This window comes from Lacrimispora indolis DSM 755 (genome assembly GCF_000526995.1).
In the GTDB taxonomy this organism is placed as follows: domain Bacteria; phylum Bacillota; class Clostridia; order Lachnospirales; family Lachnospiraceae; genus Lacrimispora; species Lacrimispora indolis.
Map to the genome: position 1 here is coordinate 133,967 of NZ_AZUI01000001.1, position 22,615 is coordinate 156,581.

Annotated in this window: 23 protein-coding genes and 1 pseudogene; 2 read left to right on the forward strand and 22 right to left on the reverse strand. The window is 43.4% G+C overall.

The genetic code is table 11. The features are described from left to right. Nucleotides 1-3: 3 nt before the first annotated feature. From K401_RS0100670 to K401_RS0100725, 11 genes are all read right to left on the reverse strand, one after another. Nucleotides 4-888: a carbohydrate ABC transporter permease gene (locus K401_RS0100670; RefSeq protein WP_024291155.1), complete on the reverse strand. Its 885-nt coding sequence runs from the start codon at nt 886-888 to the stop codon at nt 4-6. 17 nt (nt 889-905) lie between these two features. Next, nucleotides 906-2,267: an ABC transporter substrate-binding protein gene (locus K401_RS0100675; RefSeq protein ID WP_084492755.1), complete on the reverse strand. Its 1,362-nt coding sequence runs from the start codon at nt 2,265-2,267 to the stop codon at nt 906-908. A 199-nt stretch (nt 2,268-2,466) separates the two neighbouring features. Beyond that, nucleotides 2,467-3,483 (reverse strand): serine hydrolase domain-containing protein, encoded by a 1,017-nt coding sequence (locus tag K401_RS0100680; RefSeq protein ID WP_024291157.1) that lies wholly within the window; start codon nt 3,481-3,483, stop codon nt 2,467-2,469. Next, a complete protein-coding gene (gene murQ, locus K401_RS0100685; RefSeq protein WP_024291158.1) occupies nt 3,464-4,399 on the reverse strand; it encodes an N-acetylmuramic acid 6-phosphate etherase in 936 nt (311 codons plus the stop codon). Before murQ ends, K401_RS0100680 begins: the two co-directional genes overlap by 20 nt. A 9-nt stretch (nt 4,400-4,408) precedes the next feature. Beyond that, entirely contained in the window at nt 4,409-5,263 is an 855-nt protein-coding gene (locus K401_RS0100690; RefSeq protein WP_024291159.1) for a MurR/RpiR family transcriptional regulator, read from the reverse strand. 26 nt (nt 5,264-5,289) lie between these two features. Continuing rightward, nucleotides 5,290-5,763: a PTS sugar transporter subunit IIB gene (locus tag K401_RS0100695; protein WP_024291160.1), complete on the reverse strand. Its 474-nt coding sequence runs from the start codon at nt 5,761-5,763 to the stop codon at nt 5,290-5,292. Between the two features lie 23 nt (nt 5,764-5,786). Next, nucleotides 5,787-6,212, reverse strand: a complete 426-nt coding sequence (locus K401_RS0100700) for a PTS sugar transporter subunit IIA (RefSeq protein WP_024291161.1) — start codon at nt 6,210-6,212, stop codon at nt 5,787-5,789. A gap of 36 nt (nt 6,213-6,248) precedes the next feature. Then, complete coding sequence (locus K401_RS0100705; RefSeq protein WP_024291162.1) at nt 6,249-7,088, reverse strand: PTS system mannose/fructose/sorbose family transporter subunit IID; 840 nt, start codon at nt 7,086-7,088, stop codon at nt 6,249-6,251. Beyond that, nucleotides 7,081-7,869: a PTS mannose/fructose/sorbose/N-acetylgalactosamine transporter subunit IIC gene (locus tag K401_RS0100710; RefSeq protein WP_024291163.1), complete on the reverse strand. Its 789-nt coding sequence runs from the start codon at nt 7,867-7,869 to the stop codon at nt 7,081-7,083. Before K401_RS0100710 ends, K401_RS0100705 begins: the two co-directional genes overlap by 8 nt. A 315-nt stretch (nt 7,870-8,184) precedes the next feature. Then, nucleotides 8,185-9,126, reverse strand: a complete 942-nt coding sequence (locus tag K401_RS0100715; RefSeq protein ID WP_024291164.1) for a helix-turn-helix transcriptional regulator — start codon at nt 9,124-9,126, stop codon at nt 8,185-8,187. Nucleotides 9,127-9,451: 325 nt separating this feature from the next. Then, a complete protein-coding gene (locus K401_RS0100725) occupies nt 9,452-10,627 on the reverse strand; it encodes an IS110 family RNA-guided transposase (RefSeq protein ID WP_024291165.1) in 1,176 nt (391 codons plus the stop codon). A 258-nt stretch (nt 10,628-10,885) separates the two neighbouring features. Between K401_RS0100725 and K401_RS0100730 the strand changes: the two genes are divergently transcribed. Continuing rightward, nucleotides 10,886-11,308 carry a pyridoxamine 5'-phosphate oxidase family protein gene (locus K401_RS0100730; protein ID WP_024291166.1) on the forward strand — a complete coding sequence of 141 codons (423 nt, stop codon included), beginning with the start codon at nt 10,886-10,888 and terminating at the stop codon, nt 11,306-11,308. 426 nt (nt 11,309-11,734) lie between these two features. Then, a complete protein-coding gene (locus K401_RS0100740) occupies nt 11,735-12,298 on the forward strand; it encodes a YdeI/OmpD-associated family protein (RefSeq protein ID WP_024291168.1) in 564 nt (187 codons plus the stop codon). Between the two features lie 200 nt (nt 12,299-12,498). On the opposite strand, the gene K401_RS0100745 is transcribed toward K401_RS0100740, so the two are convergent. From K401_RS0100745 to K401_RS0100790, 11 genes and pseudogenes are all read right to left on the reverse strand, one after another. Then, a complete protein-coding gene (locus K401_RS0100745; RefSeq protein WP_024291169.1) occupies nt 12,499-13,965 on the reverse strand; it encodes a glycoside hydrolase family 1 protein in 1,467 nt (488 codons plus the stop codon). Nucleotides 13,966-14,024: 59 nt separating this feature from the next. Beyond that, nucleotides 14,025-15,914 carry a beta-glucoside-specific PTS transporter subunit IIABC gene (locus K401_RS0100750; protein ID WP_024291170.1) on the reverse strand — a complete coding sequence of 630 codons (1,890 nt, stop codon included), beginning with the start codon at nt 15,912-15,914 and terminating at the stop codon, nt 14,025-14,027. A gap of 104 nt (nt 15,915-16,018) precedes the next feature. Continuing rightward, nucleotides 16,019-16,861 carry a BglG family transcription antiterminator LicT gene (gene licT / locus K401_RS0100755; protein ID WP_024291171.1) on the reverse strand — a complete coding sequence of 281 codons (843 nt, stop codon included), beginning with the start codon at nt 16,859-16,861 and terminating at the stop codon, nt 16,019-16,021. Between the two features lie 273 nt (nt 16,862-17,134). Further along, on the reverse strand, nt 17,135-17,599 hold the full coding sequence (locus tag K401_RS0100760) for a YbhB/YbcL family Raf kinase inhibitor-like protein (protein ID WP_024291172.1): 465 nt from the start codon (nt 17,597-17,599) through the stop codon (nt 17,135-17,137). 89 nt (nt 17,600-17,688) lie between these two features. Further along, on the reverse strand, nt 17,689-18,000 hold the full coding sequence (locus tag K401_RS0100765; protein ID WP_024291173.1) for a carboxymuconolactone decarboxylase family protein: 312 nt from the start codon (nt 17,998-18,000) through the stop codon (nt 17,689-17,691). 96 nt (nt 18,001-18,096) lie between these two features. Next, a complete protein-coding gene (locus K401_RS0100770; RefSeq protein ID WP_024291174.1) occupies nt 18,097-18,351 on the reverse strand; it encodes a zinc ribbon domain-containing protein in 255 nt (84 codons plus the stop codon). 15 nt (nt 18,352-18,366) lie between these two features. Continuing rightward, a complete protein-coding gene (locus K401_RS0100775; protein WP_024291175.1) occupies nt 18,367-18,942 on the reverse strand; it encodes a TetR/AcrR family transcriptional regulator in 576 nt (191 codons plus the stop codon). Between the two features lie 315 nt (nt 18,943-19,257). Next, nucleotides 19,258-20,244, reverse strand: coding sequence for a DUF4003 family protein (locus tag K401_RS0100780; RefSeq protein ID WP_024291176.1), 987 nt, complete (start codon nt 20,242-20,244; stop codon nt 19,258-19,260). Nucleotides 20,245-20,414: 170 nt separating this feature from the next. Continuing rightward, nucleotides 20,415-20,548: pseudogene (locus K401_RS34315) on the reverse strand (nucleotidyl transferase AbiEii/AbiGii toxin family protein); the annotation flags it as partial. A 192-nt stretch (nt 20,549-20,740) separates the two neighbouring features. Then, a complete protein-coding gene (locus K401_RS0100785) occupies nt 20,741-21,547 on the reverse strand; it encodes an MBL fold metallo-hydrolase (protein ID WP_027352232.1) in 807 nt (268 codons plus the stop codon). Continuing rightward, complete coding sequence (locus K401_RS0100790) at nt 21,522-22,592, reverse strand: LacI family DNA-binding transcriptional regulator (RefSeq protein WP_024291178.1); 1,071 nt, start codon at nt 22,590-22,592, stop codon at nt 21,522-21,524. Before K401_RS0100790 ends, K401_RS0100785 begins: the two co-directional genes overlap by 26 nt. Between the last annotated feature and the right edge of the window lie 23 nt (nt 22,593-22,615).

Consider the following 22,615-nt stretch of genomic DNA (forward strand, 5'->3'; position numbering starts at 1 on the left):
CTCCTATTCTTCTTCTGATTTTTCATAGCCTCTGTTCTGGACCATCGCCATGGTAAGGGCAATGACCAGAATGATGATTCCTATGGCTGATGCCTGGCCTCCGTTGTATTCATCCAGGGATTTCCGAAATAGAAACGTAGTTAAAAACTCCGTCGACCTTCCCGGACCTCCGCCGGTCATCAAAAAGACAATATCAAAGGTTTTCAGCGATCCTACAATGCCAAGCATGATCAGACTGGCCGTTGTCCCTTTCAGCATTGGAAGGGTAATGGAAAACAAGGTTCTGAAAAATCCGGCCCCATCCAGCTTCGCTGATTCATAAATCTGTTCATCAATGGCCATAAGCCCTGCATAATAGGTCATCATGCTGAATCCCATCCAGTTAAAGATATTTACACAGATGATGGAAAACAGAGCATATTTCGGATCTCCCAGCCAGGATACGGCCAGGGACTTAAGGCCGATATTTGTCAGCATAATGTTCAAGGCTCCAATGTTTGTGTCCAGTATCATCCTGAAAATGGTAGCCAGTACCACTGGAGCCATAATAACCGGCAGAAAAAACAACCCCTTAAAAGCTGTGTTTCCGCGAAATCTTTCTTTCAGCACAACTGCCAGCAGCAACCCGATAACTGCCTGTACAAATACCGTGGCCGCAAAAAAGATCAGATTATTTTTCAGGGCGATAAAAAAAGTGGGATTGGTCAGGGTATTGATGTAATTTTCCAGTCCGATGAACGTCATGTCTTTACTGATGCCATCCCACTCGTGGAAACTGGTAAAAAAGGTGTAGCCGATACAATAATAGAGCAATACTCCGCTGATTAAAAATATGGGTATTAATAGCAAGTATGGTGTTGCTTTTTTTCCGAATTTCAATTTCTTCATCCCCTGCTGCCATTCATTTATTTGAGTTTCTCATAAGCACTCTGCACTTCCTGCAGCGCTTTTTCAATATCTTTTCCTGTTACAACATCCTGCATTGCCACACCCAGTGCCGATACCAGCTCCTTATCATTAAGGAATCGCTTCCCTGCACTGTTTTTTATCAGTTCCGTAGTATAAGGAATGATTTCACGCTCTGATTCTGCTGCCAGTGAATCAATGTTTTCAGGAGTAACGTTGACATTAGCCGGGGTACCATTTAACTGGTTGGCCATGATCTGGCTGCCCTCTCCCTGTGTCATAAATTCCATCAAAAGAATGGCCGCTTCCTTGTTTTTTGCATCTTTATTGACAGCAACCGCAATATCGGTGCTAACTACTGCTTTTGACTCGTAAGGTCCGATCTGGGGAAGAATAAACATTCCGAATTCATCATCATTGGTGGCACCGTTATATTTTGGTCCGCCCTGCTGAAGTGCTCCCGGCTGCCAGGACCCGGTCATAAACATCACAGCTTTTCTGTCAAAAAAATATTTAATAGATGCATCAGGATACATCTGAAGACCAATGGCACCATCCTGGAACATTTTATCTTCAAACATCTGTTTCCATGCCGTCATGGTATCCACAAATACCTGATCGGTCCATGGAATTTTTCCCTCTTCCGCCTCATAGAATTTTCCCGGTCCGAACTGCTGGCTTAAGGCATTGAACATATCCACACATTTATCAGCCTCTTTTGCACCGTACACCACCGGAACGATATCCGGGTACTTTTCCCTTAAGGTTTCAACAATTTCCTTCCACTCTTCATAGGTGGCCGGAGTTTTTGTAATTCCGGCTTCATCAAGAAGAGTTTTATTATACATCACAAACTGCTGCCCGCTTACGTTGACGGGAAGTGCCACGTAATTTCCGTTTACATCTTTACATTCATTGATAGCATCAGTTAAAAATTTTGATTCCCAGCCGGCCCCGAAGCTGTTTTCCGCAATCGGTCCCAGGGGTTCTAAAAACTTTGAATATTGATTCAGCATCGCACCTGTCTGCATCCCCATCAGGTCAGGACCTTCTCCTGATGCAATGGCCACCTGCAGCTTTTTCTGATAATCGGGCAGCTCTCCTCTCCAATACTCCAGATCAATATTAGGATAAGCGGCTTCAAACGCCGGTTCCAGCTCTGCAATCTGCTTATCCGTCGGCTGCCAGGACCAGAATACCACCTTCTGTTTCTCACCCTCTGCAGCCGCTGCCCCTGTCTGCCCCTGGGAAGTCTCCGCTTTGGTTTCTTCATTTGTCTCTGTCTTTGTTTCCGCTTTGCCGCAGGCCGTCAGTGACAGCATAAGGAGCAGCCCTCCTAGTGCCAACCATCTCTTTTTCATAATAAATACCTCCAATTTTTATTAACTTCTTTTACTTGCTTCATTATAACAGGGAGAAAATTCGCTCTCAACTAAACTATTTTCATATTTACTATAAATTTTTAACAATCAGGATTTCGATTATGGTATTCTCTGATTGCTTATGATTTCCCATTTAAAAATAAGAGGCAGCTCTATGCAAAAGAGCCGCCCCTTATTTTTAAAGGTTCCTTACAGCCATATTAAGATAAATTTCATTCATCTTCTTTCTCACCCTTAAGAACTCCTCATTATTCCTGCTGGGATGAATCCTGTTTGTCAGCAGAATGAACCCTTTTCTGCTCCTCAAATCCATCAATACAGAAGTTCCCGTAAATCCGGTATGATAAAGGGTATCCCTTCCATACTCCTTGCTCCAGCCCAGAGTGCGTTCAAACTTTATCATGCTGCAAAGTTTTTCAAACATCTCCTCTCCAAACAATAGCTGGGAATGTTCCAGATACGCCTTAACAAACTTCGCCGCATCCTCCAATGTGGAGAACAAACCGGCGCTGCCGCATTGTCCCAGCAAGTAAGCCTTGGTATCGTGGACCTCCCCGCAGATGCAGCCTCTTTGCTCTGTACATTCCGTTGGAATGCAGCGATCCCTGCCGCCATGAACGAAATAAGAGGTATCCGTCATACAAAGAGGACGGAAGATATGCTCCTGAAAGGTCTCCTCAAGGGTTGTATGATCCACACGCTCAATGATCTTTCCTAACAGGATATACCCCACATCTGAATACAGGAACCCTTCTCCCGCTACCCTTTCCCTGGGCGTTGTGTAGAGGTATTCCAGTAGATTTTCCCGGCTCCAGCTTTCCTTGTTCCGTATCTCCGCAGGAAGCCCGCTTGTATGAAGCAGCAAGTGCTCCACCGTTATATCCCCATAGGAAAACCGGTCCAGGATCTCTTTCACAGGAGCAGAAAGACTTATGGCTCCGTTTTCCGCCAGCTGGAGAATCCGGGTGGCAGTCCCAATGACCTTTGTCAGCGAAGCGAGATCGTAATACATTCCTGCTTCCACATTCCGGTCACAATAGGGCGCCAATGCCCCCTGATTTCCGATGTACATCAGGCGGTTTCCCCGGTCACTGACAAAGCCCAGGCTGGCTCCCCGTATCACCTGTTCTCCAACCAGCTGTTCCGCCATTTCTTTCAATATTTTTTCATTCTCATCATTCCAGGCTCTTTCCATCTGTATAAACTCCGTTTTTCACAGCCCCAATGGCCTTCCTCACCTGACCGCCGGACTCTGAAAGAGCCTTCTGAGCCTGGTCTTTTTGGCAGCCGCATTCGATCATCACAATGGCAGCGGCCACCTCCTTGTCTGCCTCATATAGCACCTTGAGAGCCAGCTCCTCTTCAGCACCTGTTATTTCCCCGATCATCTTAACAGCCCGTTTCACAAGTTTTTCATTGGTGGGCTGCACATGGACCATGTAGTTCCGATATACTTTCCCAAGCCTTACCATGGCTGCGGTGGATAGCATATTGACCACCATTTTCTGGGCAGTCCCTGCCTTCATTCTGGTGGATCCGTTGATCACCTCCGGTCCCACTACCGGGGCAATGGATATATCCGCGATCTTTGCCATGGCGCTGGCCTGATTGCAGGTGACGGAAATGGTAAAGGCACCTGTTTGTTTGCCGAATTCCAAAGCAGCCATTGTATAGGGAGTTCTTCCGCTGGCAGCAATGCCGATCACACAATCATCGGAGGTAAGTTTTACCCGTTTTAAATCCTCCAATGCCAGTTCTTCTGAATCTTCTGCGCCCTCCACCGCTGTATACATGGCTTCATCTCCGCCTGCAAGAAGACCAAAGGCCCGGGTCGGCGGTACACTGTAAGTAGGAGTCAGTTCCACCGCATCCAGTGTGCCCATCCGACCGGATGATCCTGCACCGCAGTAAATGATCCGCCCGCCTTTTTTAAAACGATCCACAATTGCCTCCACTGCTTCTGCGATCTGGGGAAGCACCTTTTCTATGGCTTCCGCCACTTTTTTGTCTTCATTATTTATTAATGTAACGATTTCCAATGATTCCAGCCTGTCAATGTTCCGGGTGGATTCATTGGTGGATTCCGTTGTAAGCTTTTCTATATTGCACATAAAACTCCTCTATTTTTTTATTTTCAGCCCCTCTACCATTTTTCTGGTTTTGATCAGCTCCACCTCATAATGCTCTAAATTCTCCTGGATCACTCCCATGTACAAAAGATCCGCCATCATGATGGAGGTATGAAGAGAGGTAAACGCACCGATCCGCATGACTTTTTCATTGTCCGGCACATGGAGGCATATATCTGCAATTTCCTGAAGGGGAGAATCTCCCCTGCGGGTGATCGCTATGACCGATGCCCCCTGTTTTCCTGCTGCCCTGCAGGCATACAGAACTTCCTGGGACTGTCCGCTGTAGGAAAATGCGATCACCACATCCCGTTTGTCAATGTAATTAAAAAACTCCACCATCATATTGATATCCTGGTAAAAATTCGCATTGATGTCAGCCCGTTTCAGTTTATGGAACAGATCATAAGCCGGCAGCGAAGAACTTCCGATTCCAACCAAATAAATTCGCCGGGCTTTCTTTACTTTGCTGATTGCTTTTTTTAATGCATCTTTATCCAGCTGATAGAAAAAATCCTGAAATGCCGCATCCACCAGGGCATCCATTTTTCGGCACAGGGTATCTAAATCATCTTCTCTGGAGATAATGGGATCCACCATATCTTCCTTATCATTTTGGGCATCGGTCGCAGCAAGTGCCAGCTTAAAGCCTTCCAGCCCGTCAAAGCCAAGCTTCTGAACATAACGGATCACAGAGGCGGAGGATACCCCGCTTTTTCCTGCAATATCCACTGCCGTCATTCCAAGGCAGTTTTTGGTATCTGACAATACAAAATCCGAGATCTTCTTCTCTGCTTTGCTCATTTCATTGTATTGTTCTCTTATTTTTAACCTGACTGATTCCATTCCGCCTCCTTCTGTATCCGCTTATATTACAGCATATTTAAAATGGACTGGTCCGACTCATTGGGCAGCATCTGAGCCGTCACGCTCACTCCCAAACCTATCATTTCCCGGATATCCTTTTCATCTTCTTCCGTCAGATTCACTGACTTTTTAATGGGTCTGCTTCCTTCTCTTTTTGCCACATTTCCCACGTTAAAGGCCTTGATGGGAACTTCAAAGCGGATCAGTTCCGCCATATCCGTCACGTTTTTGGTGATCAGAAATACCCTCTCCCCTTCATAAGCCTTTTCCGCAAATTTTTCAGCCGCCCGTTTTAAAGACAGGATGGAGAGCTTTACGCCTGCCGGTTTTGCCATCTTAAGGCCTGCAATGATCATCTCATCCTTAACCGCCTCATCGTTGACCACTATGATCCGGCTGGCTCCTACGGTATTGGTCCAAACCATAGCCACCTGACCATGGATCAGCCTTTCATCTACTCTTGCATGCACTATTGCCATGGATTTTCCTCCTTTTCTTGTCCCTATTCTTCCAGTTCACATGCTTCATCTGATGGTTGAAAATACATCATATGCTGTTTTCCCATCTCAAGGGAGGCATCCAGAAGCTCTTTGATATCTGAAATCATTGCTCTGGACATATAGGCATGGAGTACCATAGGAAGGCTGATACCTCCCACCACCTCCATATTTTCATGGACACCGGACATTTTCAGTCTGGAGGCCACATTAAAGGGGGAGCCTCCCGTCAGATCCGCAAGCACTGCCATTGATTCACAGTCCTTCAGCCGCCTGATCGCTGACCTCAGCTTTTCTGCCAGAACTTCCATGGAATCCTCTGGCTTAAAATCAACTGCTTCATAATATTCTGTCTCTCCAGCCAGCAGTTTTAAACCGCTGGTCAAACCGGAGGCATATTCTCCATGACCGGTTACTATGATTCCAATCATACCACTATTTCCTTTCCTGTTTCAACTTCCATTTTTCTAAAACAAACCGGCTGCAAAGGTCAGCATGGACTGCAGGTTGCCAAGTAACATGCCTAAAACAATCAGAATGAAAATCAATTTTGTGGAATCCACCTTCTTCTTTCCCAGAAGCCAGTATGAAAATGCAACGATTCCTAAAGGAAGCAGGGAGGGCATGATTTTATCCAGCATATCCTGTAAGGCAAAGGTCACTTCTCCCATGGTAAACTGTAGATCCGTATTGTATTTGATTACGGAAGGGATCAGCGCCCCTACCACGGTCAAGCCCAGGATGCTGGCAGCCTCTGTTACAGGAGAAATCTTATCCGCAAATCCGGTCGCAAGCTTTCGCCCGGACTGATAGCCAATGCTGGTGAATTGATACCGTATCCATAAAATTCCCCCGCAGGCAATGAGAGGGATAATAAGTCCAACGGGATTCCCCTGCATGGCAATATAAGATGCAATGGAGAACACGATGGCCCGGTAGATGGCAATAAACAGAGTATCGCCAACTCCCGCAAACGGGCCCATAAGTCCGGTTTTTAAACCGGTAATAGCCTCTTCCGCCTCAATTCCCAGTTCTTCCTCCAAAGCCATATCCGCACCGATGATCAGATGAGACATTGCCGGTGTTGTGTTAAAGTAACCCAGGTGCATCTTTAATGCCCGTTTCATCTTCTCCGGCTCCCCGGAGTACAGCCGTTTTAAAACCGGCATGATGACATAGGCATAGCCAAGGCCCTGCATTTTTTCATAATTCCAGCCAAATTGTAAAGTGAACAGATTGCGCAGATATACTTTTCTGATATCGCCTTTTTCCAACTTCCCGTTTCCTGTCTGGTTTTTATCAGCCATCGATTTCTACCTCCTCATCATCCAATGTCTGCACTGCCGCCCGGTCCCTTGCTCCTGTAAGATGAAGTGCTGCCAAAGCCAGGCCGACCAATGCGGCCGCCATAACGGTAAAGGTACCGCCTCCAAAGGCAATCAGCACAAAGCCGAAAATAAAATAGGGATAATATTTTTTAATAGGAAGATAGCGCATCAGGATAGCCATACCCATTGCAGGAAGAATGGCGCCTGCGGTTTTAAGGCCAGTCATGAACCAGGCCGGAATTACAGCGTTTACTCCATTAACCACAGCCTCGCCAAAGCACAGCCCCAACGCAACGGGTATTACCCTTGACAGGACCCAGGGAAGCAGTCCCAGGAGATTTGCCCGTTCCACTCCTTTGTAATCCCCCTTTTCCGCACAGCGGTCTGCGTAATGCTGAAAGAAAGAGTTTGTCATCCTTCCCAAAATATCCATCTGGGTCAGCAATAGTCCGATGGGAATCGCAAGACCGATGCCATATTCAGCTCCCTGTCCCGAAATAATTGCATAAGCGGTCCCCATGATCGCTCCTGATAAATAGTCCGGAACCGTGGCACCCCCATAAGTAGCAACTCCCAATGTCATCAGCTGCAAAGTCGCACCAACCACCAGACCTGTCTGTAAATCTCCCAATAATCCCCCGGTAATCACTGCCGCGAACAACGGGGTATACAATCCGCATTGAATGGAAATCTGATCCACTACAGCAATCACCGTATACAGAATCAATCCAATGACGACCAGCATAGAAACTCCCTGCATGGTTTACCTCCTTTTCCTGCCTCATGCCTTTTCACTTCATAGGCAATATGTATGGTTTTTTATGATATAAGCGCTTATGTTTGTTATTATAGCATGCATGTAACATTTTTACAATATATTAAAATAATAAGTTATAAATGTAATTATATTACATTATTTCATAAAGTATTATGCTGCATGAGAAAATAAAAGGCTTATTCAGTCACCCCATATAAGGCGAATAAAATAAACTGTTTATGGGTCGGCCTGATAAGATGTCTAAAAAAACAAAAGATCAGCCTGACCGACTGATCCCTTATTTTACTTTGTTAACCATCATATTGAAATAAAATGATTTTTTATCGTATATAACCGCTCAAGAATTAAGTTTTTCAAGCCGGCCGGTCTAATAGAAAAAACTCTTTCACCATAGATAGTGAAATAATCCGCAATAAACGCTTCTTCCCCTTTGTTATAAAATCCTCTTATATAATATTTCCCATTTTCATGATGCAGCTCCATTGACGGATAATGCTCTTTATAAAATAGATCCACTCCTTTATCAGAAACACCGACCTCAAAGTCGGTTGCCTCTTTATCCCGAAACATTTTTTTAGATGAAATTAGAAATTCAGAAAGAGGCTTTGCCATATATTTATCGCAGGGTTTCACAAAATGAATTTTATCACAGCGAAACACTTGAGGCTTTTCCGTCTGGAAATTGAACGCCGTTGCATACCACTGCCCGTAGGCTGAGGTAATATCAAAGAATTGGACATCATACTGCTTTTCAACCTCTCCCTTTGTATAGAGGACTTCACACACACTTTCATTAACTGCCATTTGCAGAATATCTTTCAGGCAGTTACATTCATTCCTGTTCTGGTAACTTCCCAAGCTAAAAATCAATTCCATTTTCCGCAGCTTTTTTATCCGCTCCTCTGATATGCACCCTTCGAATTTTTGCTTAAGTTTTTTTACATTCAAATGAAACGGTGTGGATTGGTAGGCATTAAGCGTTTCCATAGAAAAATACAATGCGTGAACTTCATCAATTGTAAAGACAATGGGGGATAATAAACGATTGGGAAGAATCCCATAATATCCGTTTCGCCCGGACTTGGAGTAAATGGGCATGCCGATTTCTTCCAAGGACTGTATATCCCGAAGTGCCGTACTTTTGGAAATGGAATATCTGTCCATGATGCTTTTAAGATTAAAAGATTTTTTATCATTTAAATATATCATCATATCATTTAACCGTTCTGATTTTTTCATGAATTTTTCCTCTTTCTGAGTCAGGCGGATGCATCCAATGACCAAGAGTCACAGCGCCCCCACCCACCACTTAATGCTTTTTGCATTTGAAGTGGGGGATTTACTTAATTCAGTTAAATGGTTTCACTAATTGACACCATTATACATTATACTCCAATCATAACAACAAATAAAGTAAAGACTAACTATTAAAAGTCAAGTCTAAAAAAGAAAGTTTATGAATGAATTGCAGAAATGCATTTCAAGTAAATCAGTACCTTGAAAACCGCATGACAAACAGAGCATCTTTACAGGTGCTCAAAAAGAAAATTATTAAACAGAAAAGTTAAGAGACTTTGTTGTATGCCTGTCCCGATTTTTCTAACCGATAAATGACTCTGACCAGCTTCTTCGCAGCATGAGAAACAGCAACGTTATAATGCTTACCCTCCGCCCTCTTTTTTGCAAGATAGGCGGCAAATACCGGATCCCACTTACAGACAAATTTAGCAGCATTAAAAAGTGCGTAGCGCAGATACCTGGAACCACGCTTTTCCATATGTGAATGAGAAGATTCCAACTGTCCGGATTGGTAGGTAGAGGGAGATAATCCAGCATAGGCAAGAATCTTATCAGGAGAGTCAAAACGGGAAAAATCACCGATTTCAGCTAGAATCATGGCGCCCATCCGGTAACTGATTCCAGGAATCGTAAGAATAGGGGAATGGAGTTCATCCATGATACGTTTTATTTCCTGTTCGATTTCATCAATTTCGGCATCTAATTCACCTATCAGCTTTAGGGTGTGTTTCAGTTCCAGAGATTTTACAGGCATATTCGAACCGATAGAGGCTCTGGCTGTTTCCCTGAACAGGATGGCGTTGTCTCTGCCGTAACGACCCTTAGAGGTTTCGTAAAGCAGATTGGTCAGTCTGGTAAGATGAGCAGAAGCAATCTGAAAAGCACCGGGGAATTCGCTTAGTAAAGCGGAAATGGAAGGCATATGAAGAGTGGGAACCAGCTTTTCCAGTTCAGGAAAAAGAATCGTAACCAGACGGGAAACAGAAGTTTTAAGCTTGGCGCGCTCCCTGACTTTATCAAAACGGTAACGGGTTAGTGACTTTAATTCCTCGTTGTGGTAAGATATGTCTGAGTAGGACTTTAAGTTCACATCAGACATAAGCATTGTAGCAATCGTATGGGAATCAACTTTATCCGTTTTCGTCTTTCTAAGGCTTAGACTTTTTCTGAAAAGACTGGTATGTAACGGATTGATAACAAAGGTGGTCAGACCTTTATCAAGAAGAAAGCCCAAGATGTTATAACTGTAGTGTCCAGTGGCTTCAAGGCCTACTTTTACATTGGTTAAATCATCTGTAGTGGAAGTGATCTTCTGATAGAGGACCTCAAAACCTTCCCGGTTGTTGGGAATGGTAAAGGATTTAAAGAGAATCTTCCCATCTGAGTTGATGATAAAACAATCATGCTTATCCTTGGAAACATCAATCCCTGCGTATATCATAGCGAAACTCCTATTAAATGAATTTGATACTGTTTTAGACCACGGTGGCTCTCTGCGATTGTAACCTTGTTCTAAATAAACCGTCATGCGGTATCTAACTGATTAACAAGTGAACAAAGAGACTGTGGTTAGAGCCTTTACTAAACCATCAAGTGGTAGGAGAAATGAACTAATCCACAGTATCTAAAACAGCATAGCTCATACCTAAGAAAAGGTAAAGAAAAGCTATGACTATATAATACAAGGAGAGTTTTAATCATGAATACAAAACAAGAATTCACCCGATTGATGAACACACAAACTGAAATTGCATTGGCCACTTGTGTTGACGGCCAGCCAAATGTGAGGATTGTAAATTTCTACTTTGACGAAACGGCCAAAGTGATATGCTTTTCCTCTTTTAGGGATAATGAGAAGGTCAGGGAGTTTGAAAGCAGCAACAAGGTATCATTTACAACCATTCCTCACGAGGGCAATGAGCATATCAGGGCGAAAGGCACGGTAAAAAAAAGCAGCCGCACGGTGTTTGATGCAGCAGAACATTTCATCAAGAAAATCCCAGGCTACAAAGATACTATAGAACAGGCCGGTGATTTCTTAGTCCTCTTTGAAATTGCCTTTGATTCAGCTGTTATCACCTTAGATTTTGAAAACACAGAAACATACATGTTAACTGAGTGACCATGACTATAAATATAGAAGCAACAGGCTAAACACTATTTCAACAGCAGATCGGTAATGTGAGTAAACCGCCGGCCAGCACAAACAGATTTTACAGGCAGAATACTCACATCAATCATCACTTACCGGACAGCCTGCCGGAACGAAACGCACCATTAAACGAAAGTATGGCACAGATAAGCAGAATTTAAAGAACAGAGTCGAAAATATGCATATTAATATTCAACTCTGTTCTTTTCCATGCATCCATGATATAATTTGATAAAATAAAATTTAACTGAATCAAATAATTCCCAGTCAGGTTGCGTAGAAGTTCCTCCTGACAAGCAGCGAAGCGGAGGGTCCACCTCATGGTGCGGGGTGTGCCGTGACCCTTGGTCATTGAGAATATCCGCTTGACCTTTCACACAGACAGGAGGATGTGTTATGAGCGAACTTTTGCATTTTAAAACACGAGATGAGTTCCGGATTTGGCTAACCCATAATTGCATGTCGGGTGATGGAGTCTGGCTGCTGTTCGGAAAGACCAAGGAATTAAAGACGCTTAAAGCGGGGGAAGCCCTGGAAGAAGCTCTGTGCTTTGGATGGATTGACGGATTAATGAAACGAGTTGATGATCATTCCTATATGAAATATTTTTCTGCACGAAGAAAAGGCAGCAAGTGGTCAGAAAAGAATAAGTCATTAATAAAAAGTCTGGAAACACGTGGGCTGATGACTGATTTTGGCAGAGAAAAAGTTAAGGAAGCCAAAAGTAATGGGCAATGGGATCATTCAGCCGTACCTTCTGCTGTAACAAGTGAACAAATTGAATCAGTAGCCGGTCTGCTGAAAGAATATGAGCAGGCTTATACAAACTTTCAGGGAATGCCTCCGTCTGTGCAGAAGACTTATGCCAGAGCATACTTTGATGCTAAAACCGATGCCGGACGCATCAAACGCCTTGCATGGATGGTGGATCGTTTAGAAAAGAATTTAAAACCAATGTGATAAAATTTTATAGTTCCATTCCTAATTACAGACGCAGGCAGGCATATCAGCACCTGTGTCTGTTTTGGCATCAATATAGATCTTTTAGCTTGTCAACCCTATGAAAATGGCGCAGCCTTTCCGCTGCGCCATTCTTTCAAAACTTATTCCATACTCTTCTCAGGACTTTCTTTCATGCCACAGCTGATTTTTTCCCAATCTTACAGCTCTTCCCCATTGCTTTCAATGACTTTTTTATACCAGTAGAAGGAATCCTTTTTAGACCTTTTTAAGCTTCCTTTTCCTTCATCATCCTGATCTACATAGATGAAACCGTATCGTTTTGTCATTTCCGATGTACCGCAGCTGATTAAATCGATGCAGCCCCATGTGGTATAACCCATGATATCTACGCCGTCTGTAACTGCCTCCTTCATCTGCTTTATGTGCTCACGAATGTAATCAATCCGGTAATCATCATGAATGCTTCCATCCGCCTCCATCTTGTCCCTGGCTCCCAATCCGTTTTCCACCAGGAAAAGAGGCTTTTTATAACGGTCATACATTTTATTTAAGGTGATTCGAAGTCCGATGGGATCAATGGGCCAGCCCCACTCCGTTAATTTTAAATAAGGATTCTTGATAGGGCTGTCCAGCTTTCCGGCCAGCTCGTTTGCATCCGGCCTGTCCTCCGTAACGTGGGTCATGTAATAGCTGAATGCGATGAAATCCACCGTGTAATCCTTAATGATCTGAAAATCTTCCGGTTCCGTTTTCAGGTTGATGTTCTTTTCTTTAAAATACCGGCACATATATGACGGATATTCCCCTCTTGCCTGCACCTCCGGATAAAAGAGGTTGATCTGATCCGCTTTTAATGCCTGTAACTGGTCCTCCGGCTTGCAGGTCTTTGCATAGGACTCGATCCGGTTGATCATACAGCCGATTTTTGCATTGGGCATGATTTCTTTTCCCACTTTTACTGCCAGGGAACTGGCCACAAACTGATAGTGAGAAGCCTGGTAAGCTGCCTCCTCCAGATGGTCCACTTTGTCAGGAAAGCTTCCTGCCCCGGTGTACAGGCTGTTTAAATTCATATTCATTTCATTGAAGGTGATCCAGTATTTTACATCATCCTTATAGCGCTTAAAGCATGCGGCTGCAAAACGGACAAAACAATCAATCAGTTCCCGGCTCTGCCAGCCGTTATATTTCTCTGACAAAACGATGGGCAGTTCATAATGGGACAATGTAATGAGAGGCTCAATGTTGTACTTTTTCAGCTCCGCGATCACCTTATCATAAAAAGCAAATCCTGCTTCATTTGGCTCTGTTTCCAGCCCTGTTGGGAAAATTCTCACCCAGGAAATGGAGAACCGGAACACCTTAAATCCCATTTCCGCGAACAGCGCGATATCCTCCGCATAACGGTGGTAGAAATCAATTCCCCAGCGCTTGGGAAATTTATATTTTCCCTCATTGGCCCGGTACTCTTCCAGTTCCTTTGAGGTGACATTAAAGGTAAAGTTATTCACTTCTCCCGTTGCATAGGGATCTTTATAAGCAGCATAATCTGATGTGGACATACCTTTGCCGTCTTCCTGATAAGCGCCCTCGATCTGGTTGGCAGCAGTTGCCCCTCCCCATAAAAAGTCTTCCGGAAATCCGTATCTTACTTCCTGTCTCATGATCATTCTCCTTTTCTTACTGTTTTTATTGATAGAAATTATTTACATTTACCGGAATCCTACTGGAATACCATCAAAACCTCACTGATTCCTGCCTGGGCCATGTCCGTGGGCAAGTCCATCACATTCACATATTCATCAGAGTTTGTCACAATGATCGGAGTGATGGGATTTAAATGGTTCTCCTTAATAACATCCAAATCCACCTTCATCAAAGGTTCTCCCTGCTCCACCCACTGGTCTTCTTTTACCAGGATTTCAAAGCCTTTTCCCTGGAGATTCACCGTATCGATCCCGATATGGATCACCACATTGATTCCCCTGTCGGATATCAGGCCGATGGCATGCTTTGTAGGTGCAATCATTTTAACCTGTCCCTGAAAAGGTGCTTTCACTGTCCCCTCTTCGGGTATGATCGCAATTCCTTTTCCAAGAATACCCTCCGCAAACATCTTATCAGGAACCTGGGCAAGTCCCACTGCTTGCCCTGTCATCGGCGCGGCAACGGGTATTTTTACGATATGCCCTTCCTGACCCTGGCTGACCGCTTCAGGCTCTTTCTCTTTCTCCTTTTCCTTTGTCTTTTCCTTTTCTTCCAGAGGAAGTACAATGGTTAGGATAAAGGCTGTAAAAAATGAGGCAAACACACCCACACAGGCCCAGATAAAGTTGTTTAATTCCCCTTCTTTCAAATATGTCGGCAAAGCTGTAATTCCGGGAATGCTGAAAGCAAAAGCCTTAACATGAAAGATACCATAAATGGCTCCTCCCACTGCTCCGCCTGCCAATGCGGCATAAAAGGGCTTTTTATATTTTAAGTTCACACCGTAGATGGCAGGTTCCGTAATGCCGAACAAAGCGGAAAGCGCGCTGGAAAATGCAATGGATTTCATTTTCTTATCTTTTATTTTAAAGGCCGCCCCTAATACGGCGCCGCACTGGCCAATATTGCTCACAATGCTCATAGGCAGCAGTAAAATGTCGTAGCCAACGCCCCCCAGTCCATCAAAGGTAGACGGGAAAAATGCATAGTGCATGCCGGTTATAACAATGACCGACATAAGACCTCCCATGAGAAGACCGGCCACAGGTCCTGCCACTCCAAAGAGGGAAATGAAAAAGGCTGCCACATATTTTCCCACATAACTTCCCAAAGGGGCGATGAAAACAAGAACCACAGGGGCTGTGATCAGAAGAGAAGCCACGGGCGTCACGATCAGTTTTAAAAAGCCCGGCACAAAACGGTCTATAAATTTGTATACAATGCTCAGCAGCAGCACACCCAAAATAATAGGGATCACCGTGGAGTTGTAATCCATTACAGGAATATTCAGAAACAGAAACTTCACCGTACTGATCCCCTGGCCGCTTAAATTCACAAATGCAGGATACATGATGATCCCTGCAAGGGTAGCAGACAAATGTTCATTTACCCCGAATTTCTTCCCTGCTGAAAAAGCTACGAGAAACGGCAGGAAATAATAGGTTGCATTGGAAATCATATCTAAAACAAAATAATTGCTTGACTCCGGATTCAGCATTTTAAGAAAAACCAGAAGCGCCAGAATCCCTTTTATAATACCGGAACCTGTAATGGCCGGCAAAATGGGATTGAAAATCCCCGATATCACGCCGAAGACCACATTAACCGGATTCTCCCTTTTTTTATCCTTCTGCTTTTCTTCTTCCGTATAAGCCACAAGGTCACCCAGCTCTTCCTTTACCCCTTCAAATACCTTTAATACCTCGTTTCCAATGATCACCTGGAACTGATCCCCCTGAAACTGGGCTCCCAAAACTCCGTCTAAGGCCTGTATAGCCTTTACATCTGCCTTTTCTCTGGTTTTTAAATGAAAACGCACCCTGGTAATGCAGTTCCATGCCTGGGTAATATTATCCTTTCCGCCGCAATACCGGATAATCTCCTGAGCTAATTTTAAATGTTCCATACACAAAGTCTCCTTTTCGTTTTATTTTTTTAATAAAATAAACCCTTGTTCGCAGACAATGCCTAATTGAATAGTAACACTCTTGTTTTGACCACTTGTTTTTATTATTTCTTTGTGACACTTGTGATTCTTTCGATGTGAAGCAGTAAATAAATGATTTCATCCTTGGAAACGTCCCACGAATAAGCATCGTGCAGATATTTTGCAATCTTTACGGCGCATTGATAGCTTTTTTTATAGCGCGTCTTTACCGTTTCCAATAAATCTTCGTCGTTTAATCCAATGGTATCCTTCATATGAGTTTTCTGCCGTATGATAAAGTACCGCAGATGCACGATAAACCTGGAGTAATATAAGGAATTTTCGTCTAATATCAGTTGAAAATGATAGTTGACAATATCCAGGATCCTGCTGATTATCTCTGTTATTTTCAGGGTGTCACTCATATCCTGGCTCTCAAATTGCGCATTTACAAAATGAAGGGCAATAAAGGATGCCTCCTGAGGCGGCAATTTTATCTGAAGCCGTTCCTCAATGGATTTCACCCCCTTTACTCCGATTTCATATTCCTTTGGATACAAATGGGGAACCTCCCATTGCAGAGGATTATCCACATTCTGACTTTTCTTTGCCCGCTCCATTGCAAAATACAAATGATCGGCCAGAACAATCAAAATAGAAGCATGAAGTTGTTTCTCCAATACTCTGGAGCCGTATTGGACGATTTCTTCCGTGGCGGATACAATATCCTCCGACAGGTTCTGAATCATAGGGGCCAGACGTTTATTGCTGTCATTGATGAAAAGCTTAGTGACGGAAGATTCTTCAACCATATCCCCTTTCTTCCGGTTGAATCCGATCCCGGTTCCAAATAGCACTACTTCGTTATGATTCTCGTCGTAAGCAAGAACGATGTTATTATTCAGTGATTTAACAAACTCGAACATAGAACACCTCCCTTCTCGTTAAATCTTTTCCTGCAAATCCGTTTCAGGTAACATTCACTAAAAATACGGTAAAAAAAATCACCAAATACTAATATCCCCATTATTCGGATATTTGTATTTGATGATGCCTGATCGAATCAGTAACACTCACTATTAACTTGTTCTCAATATAACATTTATTCGTCATATTGTCAAGACAATGATTTTAAGTTTCAACGAACCTGACAAAAATGTTATCCGGAAAATCATGAGACATGCAAACGTTATTGCAGATTAACGAAATCTTCCCACCAAACAGCCCTCCTGTAAAACATGCCCTTCCATAGCTGCCAGTACATCCCTCTTTCTGGACCTGACTGGCAGGTCCAACAGGCAATCAAGCACATATACATTAAATTGATAGCGGTGGGACCAATTGAAGGGCGGTTTCGGACCCCGATATTTGTTTCTTCCGTATCCGCGTCCCTGCGTTGCCCCGTTCAGTTCTGCAATATGGGCCCCGTGGGGGATGTTCTGGGGGATTATCTCCATGATGGGAATATTCCATATAACCCAGTGGTTATAAGCAGGAATCGGGTGTCCCATATCATCCATTATGACCGCCAGAGACTTAGCATTTTCATCTATGGATGACAGATGCAGCTCCGGCGAAATATCTTCTCCTCGCCCGGTGTATTGAACCGGTATTACAGCTTCATTCTGAAAAGCCGGACTGGTTACTGTCAAATTGTTTTTCATATTATCATCCTTTTCTAAGGGAAGCAGTCAGTGAAGCTACGTTCTATTTTTAACTTATCTCTGTGAAATACGGCAAATTCTGCCGTATTTCACCCTTCCTCATCAAATGCCTCCAGAGCTATCGGCAAGGATTTAACAATTCCATTCCCCACAGCGGGTAATCCTACCAGTATACTGCTAATAATTTCTTCTCTTGTTGCTCCTTTGGATTTTGCCATTTTAACATGGAACGGCAATCCGCTTTCAAGACCTACTGCAGCCATCACTGCAAGATAGGCAAGTTCTTTCGTCTTTTTATCCAGTGCGCTTGCGCCGTCCAGTTTTTGTACCATTTCCATCCATGCCTTTTGTACCTCAGGGGCCTCTTTTGCAAAGACTTGAAACGATGGGCTAACCTGCATCTCATCACCTCCCCTCATGAACCAGTCAAGCGGATATTCGCAATCCGCTTCGCTACTTGCTCACGGCGTCCCCGATAGTGCGGGGGAGGCCCTGACTTACTTGATTCGGTTAAAATATTCCTTCCATGCCGGAAGCTTTTTCATACTGCTTTCGGCCATTTGGACCGCAGCCTTTTTATCTACCCCCTGGGTCTTGATAATAAAGTTGATGGTACCTTCCTTCTTTTCTTCAAACGACTGCATGGAGCCGTCAGGGCGGGCGCAGTGCACACAATAATCCTTCGTAGTGTCACCACAGGCAAATTCAGAAGCCTCATTCATTGGCATACCGCAGGCAATACAAACCTTCATCTTATTTCCTCCTGTTTATTTTTTAATCAGTTCTAAAAAAGTTTCCGTAAGCTCTGAGCCATACCGCTCTAAGAGCGGCGTATCCGGCGAAAACAAATCTTTGTTTAACAAGTAATAATGAATCAATCCCATCCACGTATTAAACAGCAGGTGTACAGGAAGAGCTTTTATCCCATGGCTTTCCCGCTCAAATACCTTGTTAAAGTGGTAGGCAAGGATGGACTGGATATTTGAAAATGTTAATCTTGCCTCCTCAGGCAATAAACTCCTTTCAGCAATAAGCCGGGTATAAAACCTTTCGTGGCGGGCCAAAACATCTAAATGAGCTTTTAACAGCTCCTCAATATTATCTTTTGTTTCTGCTAACCGGTGTATTTCCGCTCCCAAAATATCACCGAAATCCTGTATGAGGCAGCACAGCAATTCATCCAATGACGCAAAATGGACGAATATTGTGCCGTGGGACACACCTGCTTCCTTTGCAATAACAGCCGTTGTGGCTGAAAACCCTTGCTCAGAATAAACCTGACAGGCCGTTTCAATGATCTTTTTCCGGGTATTTTCTTTTTGCAGCTGTCTTTTTGATTTCAATTAATGACCTCCAACTCAATGAGTATACACTCATTATAATTTGTTTTTTGTAACATGTCAAGAGATAATCTCTTTTATTTTTATACTGCTGATCATTATTGAAATTCTGACAGAGGAGAAACAAAACAGGAAAGTCACGGGATCATTATGCAAAAGAAGTGCCGGCCAATCAGATCGTCTGATGATCTGATTGACCGGCACTTAAAAATAATCAAAAACAGGGGATTGAACCTTTCCAGGTTTAATTACCTCTTATTGCATAAGGAATAGAAAAGCATCCAGATTTACAAATCTTCAGGTTCTTAGTCTTTTCTTTTAGCTGTTCGCCGCATTATTTGCCGCCGTCGCGCTTGCGGCGACAGCCGCACACATGGCGACTTCTTGCGCCAATATCAATGATATCGTGCTGTTGATGGCCGCTGTCTCCATGGCACCATTTTGGGCAAAGTCCTTTTGAGCAAGAATCCCCGCATACATCAAACGTTGTTTTTTGCTGATGCTGCTGAAAAATCCGAATCCACTCTGGGCAGACAGCCATGCGTCGATCTCAATCATTTCACGGATAATTTCATCGGCATCACCATCTGTCATAGCGAGAACGCCCAACGTGGGAAGTTCATATTCGGTACCATATTTATGACCTGCAGCTTTCAGCTTATTAAAAAGAATAATCGTTCGTTCACATTTTTCCTCAGCTTGCCCATCACACAGGGCAAGTATATGACTCAGGGACTGAACTGCATTGCCTGAAAAGAAATTTGGTTTCAATATTCTATAGCAGGCTTCAGCATCATGAATCAGATTATCATCAGATTTATCCGATAATGCCATCAATGCACACAGCGCACTGTCTTCTCCTGATGTCAGGAAAGGATGCTCGGATTTCATTCTTTCGTAAAGAATTCTGGTACGGGCAGCAATGCGCTCATACTCATTTTGATTTTCCATCTGAGCAATGATCATTGCTGCCATGGGAAGATAAACCGAACCCCAGAAATCTTTCTTGAGTAACCCATATACCTCCAGACCCTGGTCCAGTGTGCGCTCCGGGCTGCCGCTGACAGCCAGCATTGAAACAATCGGTGATCTTGCTGTGCTGCGAAAGTTGGAAAATACGCCAACCTTCTGCTTTAGAAGTTCCTTGCAGAATTGCAGCGTGCTTTCGTCAGCTCTTTTATCCTTTGCAGTGTAGATTAAGGAGCAGGCCAGATGGATCAGCCCGCCGTCCCAGCCAAATACTGATTTGATGCGTTCCTTGTTTTCGATAAAAAGTTCACAGTGTAAGCGTGTATGTTCGTTCATCGTTTTCTCCTTTTCCGAATGCAGAAGTTTGATCCATGTTCATGCATTCTGTACTTCTTTCGTATCCCACACTCTCATACAGCAGCAGGCTTCCAGCATGAGCTTAAAACTATATTTAAGTTTCCTCGGAGTAATAGCATCACCGGGAGAAGCATCAATTATGCGTGGAAGGTGGCATCTAAATCCATTGCAAAACGGAGATCCAATCCCACCATTGCAGCTACCGGCATACCACCCTTAGGATAAGTTTATCCCCATATTCAGAAAGAGAACTGCGTTCCAGAAAGCGCTTCCTCCTATAATTTCACATCAGATTATCAATGAAGGTTTTCGTCCAAATAATAACAGGAAAAATAGAGTTTGAACTTTTCCAGGCTTATTTACCTCTTATTGCAAAGGGAATAGAAAAATCCAAAATTACAAACCTTCGATCCGGTTCAATCCGTTTCCTCCTTGCGCACTGATAAATCATGTACATTCAGCCAATTAGAAATCATTACAGCTCAATGCCCAGTCCCACACCAACTTCTTTCACATCAACATACTTCATCATTTCAGCTTTTGCCTGGAGCGATACGCAATGGCAGGGATATAAGGTTCCTGCTATTGTATGTTTTAAATATTGGACCGTATTGCTTAAACGGCGATCGTTGTCAAATAAATGGAAACCGCCTAACACACCTGCAACCTTATTGCATTTACATAGTTGTTTTGAATATTCCACTATATTGCAGATCCCACTGTGCGAACAGCCGGTAATAATAAAAATCCCCTCTTTTGTATCACATACCAGGGCGGAATCATCAATAACATAATCATCCGCCACCTTGCCGTCTATAACAGTTTTTCCTATTTTATGACGTTTTTCAAAGCTATTAAAAGCCGGAATTTCACCTAAGAATAAGCAGTGATCCGATATTCTGTATGGCCCGGTTGCCGGAACATACCGGCACATCGCTGATATTTCCTCTTCCGAATAAGGGGAACCGATATGTTCTGCTCCTTCTGATTTCGGCTGAAAGCATAGCGGGTGTGCAGTTAAGGAGACTTTTAACAAATCGATTTCTTCTTTTAAATACATCAGGCCATTGCTATGGTCATTATGGCCATGGGATAAAACAATGTTTGTGACAGAATTTAAGTCTATTCCCATGGCCTTCGCATTTTTAATCAGAACATCAGAATACCCGGTGTCAAATAATATCTTTCTGTCATCGACTTCAATATAATAACTGACGGCAGGTTCACCATAGTAATATTGATCGATATACGTATTATTATCCAATAAAACTTTTATCTTCATCTTCATTTTCACCAATCAAACTTACATTTTCAGTGATTCTATGATATTGTACTCCCTTAGGCGGTTTACAGCTTTCTCTTTCTATCAATTTCGTGGGTATAGTAACCATCTTGCAGATTTCCCGTTCCGTTTCAATTCTCTCCATCATCAGGGAAACCGCGGTCTCTCCCATGAATTCCATGTATAAGCGCACTGTCGTAAGAGGCGGAACCATATATTTTGTTGTGGCCAGATCATTAAATCCTACGATGCTGATGTCCTCCGGGATCTTTAACCCCAGTTCATTGGCTGCCTTATAGCAGCCCACAGCAAGGGAATCATTTGCAACAAAGACAGCCGTTGGGGGCTCTTGAAGAGATAAAAGCTCTTTCAGCAAAACATATCCGTATTTCGGGTTATACTCTCCGATTTTAATGTATTCTTCCCGGAAAAGCCCCAACTCCTTCATATAGCGCTCATAGACTCTTTTTCTCATGTCATCAATGGCATTTCCTAAAGCATCGGTCTCAAAGCCTCCGATAAAAGCAATTTTTTTATGCTCCATACCGCTTAAATAATCCAAAACTTTTTTCGTTGCCCGCTCAAAATTTATGACAACGGAATCGAACTTGGATTCGTCGGGAGAGCTGTCCACAAATACTACAGGCTTGTGAAAGCCTTCAATTTTTTTCAGCATCTGCCTGTTAAAGGTACCTAGACAAATGATGCCATCCACATTCTTTAAGCTTTCCTCCGTATCCTCTGCCGTCACGATCCGGCGCTTCTGGTTCTCAAGAGCGATTTTTTTCTCAATAGCCACCCGGACATACAGATAGTAGGTGTCCACCAGCTCCTCTTCGATGGAATAGCTGTAGTATACGCCAATATTCAGCTTTTTCTTACGTTTTTTCTTTTCCTTTACGATATAATCCAGCTCTTCTGCCGCTTCAAAAACTTTCTGCTTTGTTTCATCAGGAACATTTAATGTTTCATCATAATTTAATACCCGTGAAACCGTTGAAATGGATACTCCCGCTTTTTCTGCAATGTCCTTAATCGTTGCCATTGATATCACCCCTGACTGCTTTT

Bases quoted from the DNA above. Each gene is read 5' to 3' on its own strand.
- K401_RS0100690 (WP_024291159.1), bottom strand. From the start codon at position 5,263: ATGGAATCAGTCAGGTTAAAAATAAGAGAACAATACAATGAAATGAGC.
- K401_RS0100670 (WP_024291155.1), bottom strand. From the start codon at position 888: ATGAAGAAATTGAAATTCGGAAAAAAAGCAACACCATACTTGCTATTA.
- K401_RS0100745 (WP_024291169.1), bottom strand. From the start codon at position 13,965: ATGAGACAGGAAGTAAGATACGGATTTCCGGAAGACTTTTTATGGGGA.
- licT (WP_024291171.1), bottom strand. From the start codon at position 16,861: ATGTTCGAGTTTGTTAAATCACTGAATAATAACATCGTTCTTGCTTAC.
- murQ (WP_024291158.1), bottom strand. From the start codon at position 4,399: ATGTGCAATATAGAAAAGCTTACAACGGAATCCACCAATGAATCCACC.
- K401_RS0100765 (WP_024291173.1), bottom strand. From the start codon at position 18,000: ATGCAGGTTAGCCCATCGTTTCAAGTCTTTGCAAAAGAGGCCCCTGAG.
- K401_RS0100785 (WP_027352232.1), bottom strand. From the start codon at position 21,547: ATGAAGATAAAAGTTTTATTGGATAATAATACGTATATCGATCAATAT.
- K401_RS0100740 (WP_024291168.1), top strand. From the start codon at position 11,735: ATGAGCGAACTTTTGCATTTTAAAACACGAGATGAGTTCCGGATTTGG.
- K401_RS0100680 (WP_024291157.1), bottom strand. From the start codon at position 3,483: ATGGAAAGAGCCTGGAATGATGAGAATGAAAAAATATTGAAAGAAATG.
- K401_RS0100675 (WP_084492755.1), bottom strand. From the start codon at position 2,267: ATGAAAAAGAGATGGTTGGCACTAGGAGGGCTGCTCCTTATGCTGTCA.
- K401_RS0100695 (WP_024291160.1), bottom strand. From the start codon at position 5,763: ATGGCAATAGTGCATGCAAGAGTAGATGAAAGGCTGATCCATGGTCAG.
- K401_RS0100730 (WP_024291166.1), top strand. From the start codon at position 10,886: ATGAATACAAAACAAGAATTCACCCGATTGATGAACACACAAACTGAA.
- K401_RS0100770 (WP_024291174.1), bottom strand. From the start codon at position 18,351: ATGAAGGTTTGTATTGCCTGCGGTATGCCAATGAATGAGGCTTCTGAA.
- K401_RS0100760 (WP_024291172.1), bottom strand. From the start codon at position 17,599: ATGAAAAACAATTTGACAGTAACCAGTCCGGCTTTTCAGAATGAAGCT.
- K401_RS0100780 (WP_024291176.1), bottom strand. From the start codon at position 20,244: ATGAACGAACATACACGCTTACACTGTGAACTTTTTATCGAAAACAAG.
- K401_RS0100705 (WP_024291162.1), bottom strand. From the start codon at position 7,088: ATGGCTGATAAAAACCAGACAGGAAACGGGAAGTTGGAAAAAGGCGAT.
- K401_RS0100725 (WP_024291165.1), bottom strand. From the start codon at position 10,627: ATGATATACGCAGGGATTGATGTTTCCAAGGATAAGCATGATTGTTTT.
- K401_RS0100710 (WP_024291163.1), bottom strand. From the start codon at position 7,869: ATGCAGGGAGTTTCTATGCTGGTCGTCATTGGATTGATTCTGTATACG.
- K401_RS0100700 (WP_024291161.1), bottom strand. From the start codon at position 6,212: ATGATTGGAATCATAGTAACCGGTCATGGAGAATATGCCTCCGGTTTG.
- K401_RS0100790 (WP_024291178.1), bottom strand. From the start codon at position 22,592: ATGGCAACGATTAAGGACATTGCAGAAAAAGCGGGAGTATCCATTTCA.
- K401_RS0100750 (WP_024291170.1), bottom strand. From the start codon at position 15,914: ATGGAACATTTAAAATTAGCTCAGGAGATTATCCGGTATTGCGGCGGA.
- K401_RS0100715 (WP_024291164.1), bottom strand. From the start codon at position 9,126: ATGAAAAAATCAGAACGGTTAAATGATATGATGATATATTTAAATGAT.